11 protein-coding genes are annotated in these 15,050 nt (G+C 47.5%); 5 read left to right on the top strand and 6 right to left on the bottom strand.

Translation table 11 applies throughout. The annotated features are described in order from the left end of the window. Positions 1–69: 69 nt before the first annotated feature. The 3 genes from hldE to RH45_RS19025 all read right to left on the bottom strand — a co-directional run bounded on the left by hldE (position 70) and on the right by RH45_RS19025 (position 5,810). On the bottom strand, positions 70–1,500 hold the full coding sequence (hldE, locus tag RH45_RS19035) for a bifunctional D-glycero-beta-D-manno-heptose-7-phosphate kinase/D-glycero-beta-D-manno-heptose 1-phosphate adenylyltransferase HldE (RefSeq protein ID WP_008080344.1): 1,431 nt from the start codon (positions 1,498–1,500) through the stop codon (positions 70–72). A 96-nt stretch (positions 1,501–1,596) separates the two neighbouring features. Next, entirely contained in the window at positions 1,597–4,443 is a 2,847-nt protein-coding gene (glnE, locus tag RH45_RS19030) for a bifunctional [glutamate--ammonia ligase]-adenylyl-L-tyrosine phosphorylase/[glutamate--ammonia-ligase] adenylyltransferase (RefSeq protein ID WP_008080338.1), read from the bottom strand. Between the two features lie 110 nt (positions 4,444–4,553). Then, positions 4,554–5,810, bottom strand: a complete 1,257-nt coding sequence (locus RH45_RS19025) for a methyl-accepting chemotaxis protein (RefSeq protein ID WP_008080337.1) — start codon at positions 5,808–5,810, stop codon at positions 4,554–4,556. A 109-nt stretch (positions 5,811–5,919) separates the two neighbouring features. Between RH45_RS19025 and RH45_RS19020 the strand changes: the two genes are divergently transcribed. Then, positions 5,920–6,678, top strand: coding sequence for a potassium channel family protein (locus tag RH45_RS19020; RefSeq protein ID WP_008080336.1), 759 nt, complete (start codon positions 5,920–5,922; stop codon positions 6,676–6,678). A gap of 18 nt (positions 6,679–6,696) precedes the next feature. On the opposite strand, the gene RH45_RS19015 is transcribed toward RH45_RS19020, so the two are convergent. Then, positions 6,697–8,214, bottom strand: coding sequence for a CYTH and CHAD domain-containing protein (locus RH45_RS19015; protein WP_008080335.1), 1,518 nt, complete (start codon positions 8,212–8,214; stop codon positions 6,697–6,699). A 204-nt stretch (positions 8,215–8,418) separates the two neighbouring features. Here RH45_RS19015 and RH45_RS19010 point away from each other — a divergent pair, with 204 nt between their 5' ends. The 3 genes from RH45_RS19010 (at position 8,419) to RH45_RS19000 (ending at position 11,256) form a co-directional block, all read left to right on the top strand. After that, positions 8,419–9,099, top strand: coding sequence for a TIGR00153 family protein (locus tag RH45_RS19010; protein WP_008080334.1), 681 nt, complete (start codon positions 8,419–8,421; stop codon positions 9,097–9,099). Between the two features lie 130 nt (positions 9,100–9,229). Next, positions 9,230–10,489 carry an inorganic phosphate transporter gene (locus RH45_RS19005; protein ID WP_008080333.1) on the top strand — a complete coding sequence of 420 codons (1,260 nt, stop codon included), beginning with the start codon at positions 9,230–9,232 and terminating at the stop codon, positions 10,487–10,489. A gap of 155 nt (positions 10,490–10,644) precedes the next feature. Further along, a complete protein-coding gene (locus RH45_RS19000) occupies positions 10,645–11,256 on the top strand; it encodes a TIGR04211 family SH3 domain-containing protein (RefSeq protein ID WP_008080332.1) in 612 nt (203 codons plus the stop codon). Between the two features lie 51 nt (positions 11,257–11,307). Here the strand turns inward: RH45_RS19000 and RH45_RS18995 are convergent, their stop codons facing one another. Both RH45_RS18995 and RH45_RS18990 read right to left on the bottom strand, forming a co-directional pair. After that, entirely contained in the window at positions 11,308–12,063 is a 756-nt protein-coding gene (locus tag RH45_RS18995; RefSeq protein ID WP_008080329.1) for a general secretion pathway protein GspB, read from the bottom strand. Then, positions 12,063–13,673: an ExeA family protein gene (locus tag RH45_RS18990; protein ID WP_008080327.1), complete on the bottom strand. Its 1,611-nt coding sequence runs from the start codon at positions 13,671–13,673 to the stop codon at positions 12,063–12,065. Before RH45_RS18990 ends, RH45_RS18995 begins: the two co-directional genes overlap by 1 nt. A 90-nt stretch (positions 13,674–13,763) precedes the next feature. Here RH45_RS18990 and RH45_RS18985 point away from each other — a divergent pair, with 90 nt between their 5' ends. Further along, positions 13,764–14,975 (top strand): multifunctional CCA addition/repair protein, encoded by a 1,212-nt coding sequence (locus RH45_RS18985; protein ID WP_008080326.1) that lies wholly within the window; start codon positions 13,764–13,766, stop codon positions 14,973–14,975. The last annotated feature ends 75 nt before the right edge of the window (positions 14,976–15,050 follow it).

The raw sequence follows: 15,050 nt of genomic DNA, 5'->3' as shown, positions 1-15,050 counted from the left end.
TTATGGCTCCATTTTTCTTAGTTGATACAAAACGCCCATTAAGTGTGAGCGTTTTAAGGCTATCGATGATTAACCTCGACCACCTTTAATCGCATCAATAATTTCCGTCGTTGAACAGCCGTCTTCAAAGTTAAGCACTTTAACTTCGCCACCATTGGCAATCACTTCTTTGCCACCAGCAATCTCTTCAGGCTTGTAATCACCACCTTTTACTAGCATATCTGGCAGCACTTCAGAGATTAGGCGCTGTGGTGTATCTTCACCAAATGGAACCACCCAATCAACCGCACCTAAGCCCGCAAGCACTGCCATACGACGATCTGTCGGGTTTACGGGACGACCCGGACCTTTCAATCGCTTCACGGATTCATCGGTGTTCACTGCTACAATCAGGCGATCGCCAAGCTCTGCGGCATGATTTAGATAAGAAACATGACCCGCGTGGAGAATATCAAAGCAACCATTGGTCATCACCACCTTTTCCCCTTTCGCTTGGGCCTTTTTCACTGCTTCAATCAGGGCCTGCTCTTTGATGACACCGAAGTCAGTGTCCTGACTGCCGTGCACAGCTTCAGCCAGTTCAATCGTAGAAACGGTTGAGGTACCTAGCTTACCAACAACCACACCAGCCGCGGCATTCGCAAGCGCACAGGCTTCGTCAAGTGGCTTGCCGGCAGCAACAGATGCCGCCAAGACCGAAATCACGGTATCGCCCGCACCGGTAACGTCATACACTTCTTTTGCCTGAGTTGGCAGATGGAATGGCTCCTGTCCACGGCGAAGTAATGTCATGCCATGCTCACTGCGGGTGACTAGCAAGGCTTCAAACTCAAACTCCTCAATCAGTTGTAAACCTTTCTCTACCAGTTCTTCGGTAGATTTTACTTTCCCGACAACCAATTCAAACTCTGCCATGTTCGGAGTCAGTAACGTCGCACCTCGGTATCGTTCAAAATCAGCGCCTTTCGGATCGATAAACACAGGTACTTTCGCCGCGCGAGCTTTTTGAATGAACTGCTGTACGTGCTCTAACGCGCCTTTCGCATAATCAGACAATACGACCGACTTTACTTTAGGTAACGCTTGATCCATTCGGTCTAAAATCAGTTCCGCGTCTACGTTTTCAAACTTGTCTTCGAAGTCCAAACGAATCAGCTGCTGTCCACGACTCATGACGCGCAGCTTAGTGATCGTAGGGTAGTTGGCTAAACCAACAAAATCACACTTCACTTTAAGTGCCGAAAGTGTTTCGTTGAGTACTTTAGCTGGTTCATCAATCCCTGTTAAACCAACGATGTGAGCATGCCCGCCCAAGGAGGCAATGTTCATCGCAACGTTCGCCGCCCCACCAGGACGCTCTTCGTTGTTTTCTACTTTTACTACCGGGACTGGCGCTTCTGGTGAAATACGGCCGGTTGGGCCATACCAGTATCGATCCAGCATTACGTCACCAATGATAAGCACACCCGAATCCGTGTAGTTAGGTAGGATTGGTTTCATCGTCGATCTCCAAAATTTAATTCTGGCAAGAGTTTAGCACAGCCCTTTTGCCCTCTAAACCCTCACTGAAGCTCTGTAGGCTATCTAGTGCTGCGATTATTCAGCGTCAAACCACTCATGCCAAACGTTTCTTACGAGAGCACGCTCAGCTGCAAACTTCTCTTCTGCGACGTCAGCATCCAAGTTGAGTAAATTTCGATGATGGATTTGGTCACGCATAGTTGTGTAAGCGTGCGTTAACGCCATCGCAGGGCCTTCATCTAACACGCCTTGAGCCATCATGCTCTCAAAGATACGAACATTGTCACACCAGCGCGTGAGTTTTGGCTTTTCATGGCTAAAACGCAGAACTAGGTATTGAGCTAAAAACTCAACGTCCGTGATCCCGCCTGGATCCTGTTTCAGCATGAAGCGGCCTGCTTTTTTACCCCCAAGATGTTCACGCATCTTGACCCGCATATCCGCAACGTCTTGCCTCAACTTAGCGTTGTCACGTTGAATAGACAGAACTTCATGACGAATTTTTGCAAAAGTTTGCTGCAAAGGTTCATCACCATAAATCATCCTCGCTCTAACTAACGCCTGATGCTCCCAAGTCCATGCTTCTTGATGTTGGTATTCGTCAAATGCTTCCGCTGGGCTAACCAACAATCCGGACGCACCTGATGGACGTAAACGAGTGTCAACTTCGTACAAGATGCCCGATGCCGTTCGCATTGAGAAAATATGGATGATGCGTTGTGCAAGGCGCAAATAAAATTGACGAGCATCGATCTCTTTTTTGCCATCAGTGTATGAATGGACCGGACTATCGTGCATAAAGACGATATCCAAATCAGAGTTATAACCCAGCTCCCAACCGCCGACTTTGCCATAACCAATCACCGCAAAGCCTTTGCCATCACGATCTTTAAGATGGCTAGGCACGCCATACTTCTCGACAATTTGTTGCCAAGCTTGACCAACAACCGACTCAACAATCGCTTCGGCCAAATAGGTTAAGTGGTCGCTCACTTTCATTACTGGTAACACACCGGCAATGTCTGCCGCCGCAATGCGGAGAATACAAATCTGCTTGAACTGACGCAGCGCTTCCATCTGTTGTTCCATATCATCTTCAGGAATGCGCGCTAAGAAATCTCGCAACTCAGTGCGATAGCTATCCAGTGGCACTGGGTTATAAAGTTGTTGTGGATCGATCAACTCATCCAGCAAAATCGGATAACGGCCCAACTGCTCAGAAATCATCGGACTGGCGGTACAAAGACGAACCAACTGAGTTAAGGCCGCCGAGTGTTCATCCAATAGCTCAAGATACGTGGTGCGGGTTACTATGCGATGCAAAAGATGCAAAACACGAGGCAGACCAAACTGCGCATCTTTGTGTGAGTAGATGGCGGCAAACATCTTAGGCATAAGATGGTTTAATACTTCCCGCCCACGTGGTCCAAGCGTCTTCTTAGCCAGGTCTTGTTTAAACTGAATAATGGTTGAAGCCATGCTCTGCGGATCATGCGCTTGAATATCGTGCTCTAGGATATGCTCAAGAACATCTTGCTTAGCTGCCATATCCCAAAGCTCTACAAAATGCTTCGCAACATCTTGCTGCTCTTCATCGTCATCGCCAATCAACTCAGCAAACACAGAATGAACCTGGGACATGTGTCTTTGAACCTCTGTGTGTAACTCATCCCATCCTTGGTATCCCATTGCAACCGCCAATTGCAGTTGTTCGACTTCGCTCTCTGGTAAAGTTTGAGTCTGTTTGTCAGCCATCGCCTGCAGTAAGTTCTCTAGACGACGCAAAAACTTATACGCCTGACGTAATCCTTCCGTTTCCGAGCTCGTCAGTTGCTCTAACTCTTCGATCGCATCAAGGGTTTCTAACAATCCACGCTGGCGCAGACTTGGCTCTCGACCACCGCGGATAAGCTGAAACACTTGAGCAATAAATTCAATCTCACGGATGCCACCCGCGCCAAGCTTGATATTGTTACTCAACCCACGACGACGTACTTCACTGCTGATCATCGATTTCATTCGGCGCAAAGACTGAATCGCACTAAAGTCGATGTAACGACGAAATACAAATGGGCGCAGCATCTGACGTAACTCTTGATATTCTGGATACATCTCTCGGCCCATGACTCGCGCTTTAATCATCGCATAACGCTCCCAATCACGGCCTTGCTCTTGGTAGTAATCCTCAAGCGCTGCATAGCTCATTACCAAGGGACCGCTGTCTCCAAATGGTCGCAGCCGCATATCGACGCGATAACAGAAACCATCGAAGGTCTGTTGGTCGAGCGCTTTAATGATCCGTTGACCCAGACGCGTAAAAAACTGCGCATTAGCAATGCTTCGGCGTGCTCCTTGCGTTTCACCGTTTTCAGGGTAGGTGAAGATCAAGTCAATATCTGAGGAAAAGTTCAACTCACCGCCACCCAGCTTACCCATACCGATAATTAACATCGGTTGAGCTTCTCCTTGCGCGTTCGTGGGTGTTCCCCACAACTCGCAACACGCTTTGTACTGCCATTGGTAGGTTTCAAAAATCATCGCTTCCGCTAATTGGGAGAGATGTTCCAGGCTCTCTTCTAACGTCCAAGAAGCAGTAAAGTCACGCCATGCGATATAAACCATTTCTCGGTTGCGGAACTGACGTAACACTCGATGGCCTTGCATTTCATCACTACACTCACTGAGCAAAGCCGATAAACGTTGGCGATAATCTTGATGTCGCGAGCTATCGTGTAACATGCTCGGCAAAGTTTGCAGCAATGTGTCGTCCGTTTTAATCACGTCAGTCACAAACTTACTGAGCCCTGCCACATAGGCTAGTTGCTCTTGTTGTTGAACAGGCCATTGAGAATAGGCGTCTGATTGGAGAATGGGTTCGAGGGCTGAATGAGAAATCGGCGCGAGGCTTTCGGGTAGCTGCATGATTCTTCCTTGTCTAGATATACCAGTTTGGGTGCAGTAACCCGTTATTTATACCAATAAAAAACGCCCACTAATAGCAAGTGAGCGTTTATTACCAATAACTTGAGAGGCTAGACTTTAAATGAGGTGATCTTCTTATCTAACTCTTCGGCATTTTGCTGCATTATCTCAGAGGTTTCGAGCAACTCAGAAACAACCGTCACCGACGCCTCTACAAGTTCTCGAACATTCGTTAGGTTCTGGCTCATTTCACCCGCCACACTGCTTTGCTGTCCAGCCGCTGTTGCAATTTGGAAGTTCATGTCGTTGATCTGGTTTACTTGGCCAACAATGCCATCGAGTTCACTGCCAGCGTTGGTAACTAACTCCACGCCCTCCGCCGCTTCGACTACACTTTTTTCCATCAATTCAACCGCTGAGTTGGCGCTCGATTGCAGTAACGTGATCATCTCTTGAATTTCTACCGTCGCCTGCTGGGTTCGTTGAGCGAGATTACGTACCTCATCCGCCACAACCGCAAAGCCGCGCCCTGCTTCTCCTGCTCGTGCCGCTTCAATTGCTGCATTGAGCGCAAGCAAGTTGGTCTGCTCCGAAATACCTTGAATGGTTCCCACAACACTACCAATAGAATCCACACTATCTTCTACTTGATTAACCGCTTGAGCCGATGCGGTAATGTCTTTTGATAACTCACTGATTTTCAGCACTGTGTCTTGAACAAATCGCTGTCCTGTTGCCGCTTGACTCGATGCGCTCTCGGTTAGAGACGACGCATTTTGTGCATGGTCGGCTACCGTTTGTACTGTCGACGTCATCTCGCTCATCGCTGTCGCCAGTTGATCAATCTCGTCAAACTCTTCCTGAGCAGATTCTTTGGTCTCTGACATACTCAGCGTCATCACCTCCGTCAGCCCGGCGAGTTCTTGAGAAGCATTGATCTGTAACGTGATCATCTCTTGTAACTGGATGCGCGTTTTTTCCAGCTCTCGCGCAACGTCACCATACTCATCACGGCAATCCATCTCAATCGGTACCGAGAGATCTTTCTCTGCCATAGTTTTAATGGCCTCACTGAGATATTGGGTCTGGCGTAACATGATCCGAGCAGCAAACAAAAGCAATACCACAAACACCACAATTAACGCGGCAGTTTGCCACACAACCTGAACCAAATAGCTTTCATAGTGCTCTTGTGCTACCGCGGCGCTCTGGGTTGCAGCAAGAAGAGAGTCATAGAAAGTACTCGCATCCCAGAGTTGCTTGCCAATGATCAGTAGGGTACTGAACACCATCAGCATGACCATTTTCGGAACCAGGCGGATATCGGTGATCACCCGCTCCCATGGTTTAAAGGCCATTTTGGTCATCATTGCTTCTCCATCAGTCAAAAGTTGTAATTTCAGCGCGTTGTAATAGAGTGGCTAACAGAGCAACTCTACATCTCCGCTAACGCCAAATATTTATTTCGAGCCTCGTATGAATAAAGATATTATCAAAAGTGATACAAAACCGATGAGCTTGCTGTCACTAATCTTGTCATTTATGGCGCTATTTGTGATCTCAGGCTTACTATTCTTTCCTTTACGACCTGAGACTCGACAGGTTCTTATCGGCTTAGACTTTCTTATCTGTAGCATTTTTATCCTACAACTGAGTGTAGACTTGATCCGCTCGACAGATCGCTTGCAATTTATGAAACGCCATTGGATTGATTTTCTCGCCAGCCTGCCGATGATCGAGCCATTACGCTACGCCAGACTTTTCTCCATCTTGCGAATTATTCTTGTTATTCGCTCTAGTCGCAGTGTTTTAAAACAACTACTAAAGAACAAACACGAAACAACGTTAGCCTCTATATTACTGCTCATGGTGATCTTACTCACCGCGGGCTCTAGCATCATGCTGTTTATTGAAGGGCAATCTCCAGAAGCAAATATACAGTCTGGCGGGGATGCGATGTGGTGGGCACTGGTGACCATATCAACCGTAGGCTATGGTGATCATTATCCTGTCACTGACGCGGGAAGAATTCTTGCTGCTGGTTTGATTATTTGTGGGGTGGGCCTGTTTGGTATGATCACCGGACTTGTCACTTCAATGATTACATCGCCCTCTAAAGTTCAAACCACCCGTTCAGAGAACAAAGAGCGTTTGCTGCTGGAACTGGTCGAGAAGCAGGACGAGATTCTGCGCAGACTGGATAAGTTAGAAGCACAAACAAAACGGGAGCCATAAGGCTCCCGTTCTTTCGTCTTAGTCTTGCCAATATGGCTCGGCTTCAATACAGATAACACGCGTTTGCTCCATCGCATGCAAAATAGAGCTCTCTTGACGAGACAGCCAACGTTCAAGCTGCTCGCGCTCTTCGCCCTCTAACGCTGCGACTAACTTCTCGAGCGTGCGCAGCTTTAACAAGTCATCGATGCCATGCAACAAATCACTCCAAGGTAATCTGAAGCTATTACGCTCTTCAACGTCAAACAAGCTTGCAAAGCTAACGCCAGTGTAAAGGTTGCGCATTAAACGATACTGTTGGTCGATATAATCTTGGCTATCGAGTGCCCGTTCTGGCGGAAAGGCTTCCATCAGTTCGGCCCACGTCCGATCCAGTTGCTTCACTGAGAAGTGCTCAACGTTAAGCGCCATCTTTTCGCGCGACTTGTCATCAAGGAAAGGTTGCCAGCCTCGCGTCAAGATCCAGCGGCTGAGGTCGAGTAACACCCCGGTATAGCGAGCGCTATTCAGAAGCTCTAACAGTTCATCGCGATTCGGTAACTGCTCTTGAACTTGTTTCAGTTCAGTGACCAAGAATTTACGTGCATCCAGTTTACGCAACGCATGGCCTTTATCATCGAGCAAGTCTTCTAAATAATCGTAATCATTCAACCATTCGAGACTCTGCTCTAACCACTTCAACTCTTGACGTAAGATCGCGCTCGCTCGGCGTGGCACAACCCCACCATAAACGGTCAGTACCTGACGAATAAAGCTGATTGAGTTCTTGATTTCATGCAAAGCTTCAACGGATTCACGCTCCGAGTATATCTGCTCATGGTAATGCCAGTGTGACAGAGCATGCTCCAACGAATTAATGAAACACGATTCAACACTGTCGTGCTTATCGGTTTTAACCAGTGCGAGAGGCTTAACTTCGTCGCCTTCATACCCAGCCGCCAAGCGGTACCCTTTCGCGGCTTTGCTCAAGTTGCCAAGTCGCATTCCTCCGGCATCAGAGAAGCTGCGAGCTAGGGTAAATAGCGCGTCGGTTTGTCCGGATTTCAACTCCAGCTCAACTTCACAAATTGGGTCTTCCTGACCATTGGCTTCAACTTTTCCTTGATCAAAAGCCACTTCAACTTGGCTGCCATCCGGCATACCGATCAACCACTGTTCACGAGTGAAGTTGGTCGAAAAAAGCGGGGTAAGTTCAGCTTGAAGCGTGGCGGCGTCTTTGCCCGATGGCCAAATGTCGTCAGGATGTAACGTCAAATCAGGATCGTTACTGGTGTGCTCAGCATTGTATTCAGGCCTTTGATGAAGTCCCGCAACCACACGACCAGCCGTCTTAACGGTTTGCACATAGACATCATCAAATCGGCGAATTCTGATCCCGATATCATGCTGACGCAACCAGTTATCCGGAGTGTCGAAGTACGTATTCCCTAGCGCTCGACAGCTATGCTGAAGTACTTTAGTTTCAGATATTTTCTGACGCAAAGTCTCTGAAAAATCAGGAGAAACAAAAAACTTCAGTTCTATCTCGGTTTCCATAGTTATACCTTTCAAAGCAGATAGAGACAGGATATTGCCAATTTTCTTACTCGGCAAGAAAGAAATATCGCAGGAATGATGATCTAAAACAGTTTTAATGAGGGATTTAATGCGTTACCATGCGCGCCTTTATAGCCATCGCTCAACATTTCGCCTTAAAGGGTGTATGTTATTTTAAGGTTATATTAATTAGGTTGAATGACCATGCCAGTAAATACAATTATGGGGTTATTTGCAAAGTCCCCTATTAAGCCTTTGCAGCGCCACGTCGTGTGTGTGAACGAATGTTGTTCTCACCTAATCAACTTCTTTGAAGTCAGTTCAAAGGGCGATTGGGAGAAAGCGGCAGAAATTCGTGCACAAATCTCTCATCTAGAGAAAGAAGCCGACGTGCTCAAACGCGAAATTCGCCTTAAACTTCCTCGCGGTTTGTTTATGCCTGTTGATCGTAGCGATATGCTGGAGCTACTGACGCAGCAAGACAAACTGGCAAACCTAGCGAAAGACATTGCTGGCCGCGTTTACGGTCGTCAATTGACTATCCCTGGGCCACTTCAAGAAAATTTTATTGCGTATGTGAAACGTTGTCTCGATGCAGCGAATCAAGCGCAAAAAGTCATCAATGAGCTCGATGAGTTATTGGAAACTGGATTCAAAGGCCGTGAAGTAACACTTGTGGCTGAAATGATCCACCAACTAGATGTAATCGAAGATGACACCGATGCGATGCAAATCCAACTTCGTCAACAATTGATGGAGATTGAGCAGGGTATGAATCCTATCGATGTGATGTTCCTTTATAAAATTTTAGAATGGGTAGGTGGCATAGCTGATCAAGCGCAACGTGTTGGTGCGCGTCTTGAGCTAATGTTGTCTCGCTCATAAATCATAAGTTAACCAAATAACGAAGAGCATCTTATATAGCACTCCCCTATTAGGCGATAGATAATGACGCGCTGAAGGGGTTTTCTCGTGCCTAATTTGCTCCGCTTGTTATCAACAACTAGGTATTACGATGGATATCCTTGCGAACTACGGCACTGTCCTGATTATTATTGCAGCAGCTTTCGGTTTTCTGATGGCGATTGGTATTGGCGCAAACGATGTGGCCAATGCGATGGGAACCTCAGTAGGCTCTAAAGCGCTAACCGTAAAACAAGCGATCATTATCGCGATGATCTTTGAGTTTGCGGGTGCATACCTTGCAGGCGGTGAAGTAACCGACACTATCCGTAAAGGCGTAATCGAAACGTCACTCTTTGCTTCTCAACCCGATGTGCTTGTTTACGGCATGATGTCAGCGCTTCTAGCCGCTGGTACATGGCTACTCTTAGCCTCTTACATGGGTTGGCCCGTATCAACGACTCACTCAATTATCGGTGCAATCATCGGTTTTGCGTGTGTGTCTGTCGGTACAGAAGCGGTGGACTGGGGCTCAGTTCAGGGCATTGTAGGTAGCTGGATTATTACCCCGGTTATCTCAGGCTTCTTCGCTTATGTCATCTTTGTCAGTGCACAGCGCCTAATCTTTGATACGGAAAAACCGCTGTTCAACGCTAAACGCTTTGTTCCAGTTTACATGTTCATCACTACCATGGTTATTGCACTGGTTACGATTAAAAAAGGTCTTAAGCACGTTGGTCTGCACCTTTCTAACGGTGAAGCTTGGGCTTGGGCAGCAGCCGTCTCTGCGATCGTAATGGCGGGTGGTTACTTCTACATCCAGAAGAAATTCTCTAACCGTGAAGATGACCATGGCTTTGCTGGTGTTGAAGGTATCTTCAGTGTACTAATGGTTATCACGGCGTGTGCAATGGCTTTTGCTCACGGCTCAAATGATGTAGCGAACGCGATTGGCCCTCTATCTGCAGTAGTATCTACCGTAGAGCACATGGGTGAAATTTCAGGTAAGAGCACCATCGCTTGGTGGATCCTTCCACTAGGTGGCTTTGGTATTGTGGTCGGCCTAGCGACTTTAGGCCACAAAGTAATGGCGACAGTTGGTACTGGTATCACTGAATTGACTCCAAGCCGCGGTTTCGCCGCTCAGCTAGCGACAGCCTGTACTGTTGTGCTTGCATCAGGCACTGGTCTTCCTATTTCAACCACACAAACTTTAGTAGGTGCGGTTTTAGGTGTCGGTTTTGCTCGTGGTATCGCCGCACTAAACCTAGGTGTCGTGCGTAACATCGTCGCTTCTTGGATTGTGACGCTACCAGCTGGCGCTCTGCTGGCGGTTGTCTTCTTCTATGGAATCCAAGCGATGTTCGCTTAAGCGAGCCGTCAATGATGTGTTAGCTCAATGTCATTATTGACTCAAATACACAGAAAGGGAGGCTAAGCCTCCCTTCTTTGTTGCAGTAGACTACGAAACTACTTACTATTTCGAATTAGCAAGATATAGACAACAAGACTGTTAAAGGATTTACCGTGAAAAAACTGGTTTTCTTGGTTTTGGCTACTTTAGTTGCTGCACCAGCAGCTCTAGCTCAAGACCGTTACATTGCTGATAAGCTCTTTACCTACATGCATTCTGGTCCTAGCAACCAATACCGTATTATCGGCAGCATTGACGCAGGCGATAAAGTGAAGCTGATATCGACCAATAAAGAGTCAGGCTATAGCCAAATCCAAGATGAACGAGGCCGTAAAGGCTGGGTGGAAAGTAAATTTGTTACGCGCCAAGAAAGCATGGCACTGCGTCTACCTAAGCTTGAGAAAGAGCTCGCGGAAACCAAAGAAAAGCTTGCGAATGCTCGGGCAACCTCTGATCAAGAGAAAGCAGGCCTAGCGGACTCTCTATCAACACGTAACCGTCAAATTGCTGAGTTAGAGCAGAGTTACAGTGATATGAGCCAACAACTGTCTTCAGCTCAAGAAGAAGTTCGCAACCTACGAGCGAAGTTGGACACGCAAAAAGATGACTTGCTGCTCAAATACTTTATGTACGGTGGCGGTGTTGCTGGTTTAGGTCTACTGTTTGGCCTTATCCTGCCTCACATTATTCCACGCAAGAAGCGTTCACCTTCAGGCTGGGCATAAATAAAAAGGTCGCTGCATAGCGACCTTTTTTAATCTCAATTCAAAGGCAACCTACCCCTGCCAATCGTAAAGAGCGGGCACTTCAATAACCTCACCTTCGAAACGCAACTGACATAAGTTTTGCTCAATACGCTCAAGTACAACACCTTGAGCAATCACATCGCCCTCACTGAACTCAGTACCATTGACTTTGACCCAGCGCTTATTCGGATTACTAGAGTAAACGTGAGTTTGAAAATCGAGGCGTGGCAACTTGCCTTGCCAGCGGTCCGCTTGGTGTGCCAGATTGGAAACCTGCTCATTGGTTTGTTTTGGTTGAGGCTGACTCGTGCCCAGTGCATTTTCAATCCGGAGAGCAAGCTCGGGGGACAACTCTGATAAGTCCAGCTCTTCGAGCAACGGTTCATTCGTCGTTGGCTGCGGGACAATTTCAGGCTCCGAGCCAAATTCAGCCTCAGAACTAGATGCCGCAACTGGCTGAACTTCTCGAGGAGCAACGTTCACGTCGTAAGTCGAGACCAACCCTTCAAAGGACATAGGTTCTAATTGATTCACCGTATAAGGCACCTGCTCAACCACTGTCTTAGGCTGGTTATCTAACTGCCACTGCGCCAAAGTACTTTGGTAGGTTTGCTGAATCATATAAGCAGAGACAACCGTCGCTGGAGCCAACACTAACAAGGCTATGAGGAGCTTGCTGCTTGCTTTTGGTACCTCAGTGGCTATTTGGTTAACAAGAAACGGGCTACCAACACTAGCTTGATAGCTCTGCTCAGAAACATCTAATGCATTCAATACTTTCGACATTATACTGCCTCCTTGCTCTGGTTTAACTGAGGCACATTTTCACGAATTAATGACTCTAACCGCTCTAGCGTCCTCTTTCCGGCAATACCATCCACGGCCAGACCTTGCCAGCGCTGAAACAGTTTCACTTTTTCTTCCAACGCACTGTCATACACATTAGAGTTCAAAGAAGGTTGCCCCAATAGAACGGACAGATGATGCTCAAGCTGCAAAACGGCTTCCCCTTGCATACCTGGTTTGAGGGCAGTCGACCAATATTGACGCCAAATATGACGATAATCGCCCTGCCAGAGCTCTTTTAGTAATTCAATCGGAAGCTCCATGTTCCGCCCTCCGATCAAAAGCTGAGCCGTGTTGAGGTCAAGGTGGTGCAGCACCGCGTAGCTTGTCATGTTCGCATGAGTAAGCGTCAGCAGTACTGGCATATTATTGCTGCGCAGTTGCTCGAGCGTAGCCGTTGCTTGGCCACACTTAAACGCACTCTCTGACTCCATGAGACACAACTTGTCTAATACCGTCGCTTGGTAACCCCAAACCTTGTACAAGTCACCAATCCCTTGTTCGACATCATTCGCTCTCGATAACAACTGACTGAGGTCTGCTGGGATCACGCGTTGTTTGACTACACTCGCGACTTCCTTGGGGTGTTGCTGTTCGACGTAGTGCAGCACTTGGCCTGCGATTAAACCGGGAACAAACCAATATGCCGCGTAGGCCAGTGCTCCACCAGCACACAAAGAAAGCAGGTAATGACTGAGTTGAGAACGAGGACGGGGTTGGGCCTGCTGAGGGCGGTAAGACGTTTGAAAACTCATCACCTCCTGGCAAGCTAACTGTACGGTCGCATAACTAGGGGAAGACTCACCAACGCTGTAAGCCTGCTTCAACGTGGCATCACATACTAGATTGATCAGCCGCGGTATACCAAGCGTCTGTTGAGCGATCTCCTTGGCTGAACGTTTATCAAACAACGCTCGACTTCCACCAGCAAATTCGAGTCGGTAAGCAATGTATTGCGCCGTCTCTTCACTGTTCAAAGGGAGAAGGTGGTACCGGCCAGTAATACGTTGTGCAAGCTGACGAAGTTGCGGCATTTGCAGCTTCTGTTGCAATTCAGGCTGACCGATCAGGAGAACTTTAAGTAGCTTTTGGCTTTCCGTCTCCAAATTGGTTAACAGACGCAGTTGCTCTAACACCTCAGCGGATAAATGCTGAGCTTCATCGATAACCAGCAAGGTCTGCCGTCCAGCGGCATAGCTTTCAAGTAGGAAGTGATGAAGGATTTGGCTAAGCTGTTTAAGAGAAGCCTCATGCGGATATTCGAGTGAAAACTCATCGCAAATGGCTTCCAGCAGTTCAACATTAGAAAAAGTCGGATTGAGGATCAGCCCAGGTTGGATGTTATCTTCAAGCGTCCTTAGCATTGCTCTTGCTACGGTCGTTTTACCAGTACCGACTTCACCAGTGAGCATCGCAAAGCCACCACCCTCACCTAATCCGGCGGTTAACCGAGTAATCGCCTCTTTGTGACGCTGACTCTGGAAGAGAAAACGAGAATTCGGAACAATAGAAAAAGGCAGTTCCGTAAATCCAAAATGTTGCTTATACATACTTCTCGTCTCTGGGAATTTAGTGATAAGAAAAGTACCATTGCAGCCATCAATAGCCAATGGCAATGTGAAGAAATGAGAGAGGATAATGTGCAAAGATACCTAGTCGGCGGGGCAGTTCGCGATCAGTTACTCAATATTGCTGTCTACGACAAAGATTGGGTGGTGGTTGGAGCCACACCTGAGCAACTTGTTAAGCAAGGTTTTACGGCCGTAGGTAAAGACTTTCCGGTTTTTCTTCACCCACAAACTAAAGAAGAGCACGCTCTCGCGCGTACCGAGCGTAAAACTGGGTCAGGTTATACTGGATTTGAGTGCTACTTTGCCGCCGATGTAACATTAGAAGAAGATCTGATGCGCCGAGATCTGACCATCAACGCAATGGCGCAAGACGATGCTGGTCATATTGTCGATCCTTACCAAGGACAACAAGATCTGCACGATCGAATATTACGTCATGTCTCAGACGCTTTTGTTGAAGATCCACTACGAGTTTTGCGAGTAGCCAGATTTGCAGCCAAACTCCACCACCTTGGTTTCACTGTCGCCAATGAAACCATGGAGTTAATGCGCACTATTGCCGACTCTGGAGAATTACGTCACTTAACCGCAGAGCGAGTTTGGCAAGAGTGGCATAAGTCCCTTTCAACTCAGAGCCCTCAAGTGTTTTTGTCAATACTGCGCGAGTGCGGCGCGCTCGAGGTAGTACTCCCTGAACTTGATGCGTTGTTTGGCGTCCCACAGCCAGAGAAGTGGCACCCAGAAATCGATACAGGCATTCACACACTGATGGTTGCAGAGCAAGCCGCGAGATTAAGTGACTCTCTTCCAGTACGTTTCGCCTCTCAAGTCCATGACTTAGGTAAAGGCATTACACCTGAATCTGAGTGGCCAAGTCACAAAATGCACTGCCATACTGGGCTAAAGTTGATTAAGAAGCTGTGCGACCGAGTACGAGTGCCAAATGAGTATCGCGACCTTTCGCTTATGGTCTGCGAACAACACTCAAATATCCACAGAGCAGCGGAGCTTCGCCCAGAAACAAAATTGAAAGTACTCAATAAGTTCGATGTATGGCGTAAGCCGGATCGCTTACAAAACATCCTAATTTGCTGTATGGCAGACAGCCGCGGTCGAACAGGGTTTGAAGAGATAGAGTACCCGCAAAAAAACATCTTTGAGCAAGCCTACCAAGCCGCCCTGTCGGTCAATGTACAAGACATCATTAAGGATGGCTTTAAAGGTGCGGATATCCGAATTGAGATGGAAAAGCGCAGAGTTGAGGCTATTCGCGAAGCTTAAGGAGGCTCCCTACTCTCTCCTGCGTCGCTCTATGGAATGACACAAACAAAAACGCCTCCGAAATGGAGGCGTTTT

Origin of the sequence: Vibrio sinaloensis DSM 21326, assembly GCF_000189275.1 — a bacterium.
GTDB lineage: Bacteria > Pseudomonadota > Gammaproteobacteria > Enterobacterales > Vibrionaceae > Vibrio > Vibrio sinaloensis.
This window is presented reverse-complemented; position numbering and strand designations above follow the sequence as displayed.

Excerpts from the sequence above, each read along its gene's own strand:
- hldE (WP_008080344.1), bottom strand. The coding sequence starts at position 1,500 with ATGAAACCAATCCTACCTAACTACACGGATTCGGGTGTGCTTATCATT.
- glnE (WP_008080338.1), bottom strand. The coding sequence starts at position 4,443 with ATGCAGCTACCCGAAAGCCTCGCGCCGATTTCTCATTCAGCCCTCGAA.
- RH45_RS19025 (WP_008080337.1), bottom strand. The coding sequence starts at position 5,810 with ATGACCAAAATGGCCTTTAAACCATGGGAGCGGGTGATCACCGATATC.
- RH45_RS19020 (WP_008080336.1), top strand. The coding sequence starts at position 5,920 with ATGAATAAAGATATTATCAAAAGTGATACAAAACCGATGAGCTTGCTG.
- RH45_RS19015 (WP_008080335.1), bottom strand. The coding sequence starts at position 8,214 with ATGGAAACCGAGATAGAACTGAAGTTTTTTGTTTCTCCTGATTTTTCA.
- RH45_RS19010 (WP_008080334.1), top strand. The coding sequence starts at position 8,419 with ATGCCAGTAAATACAATTATGGGGTTATTTGCAAAGTCCCCTATTAAG.
- RH45_RS19005 (WP_008080333.1), top strand. The coding sequence starts at position 9,230 with ATGGATATCCTTGCGAACTACGGCACTGTCCTGATTATTATTGCAGCA.
- RH45_RS18995 (WP_008080329.1), bottom strand. The coding sequence starts at position 12,063 with ATGTCGAAAGTATTGAATGCATTAGATGTTTCTGAGCAGAGCTATCAA.
- RH45_RS18990 (WP_008080327.1), bottom strand. The coding sequence starts at position 13,673 with ATGTATAAGCAACATTTTGGATTTACGGAACTGCCTTTTTCTATTGTT.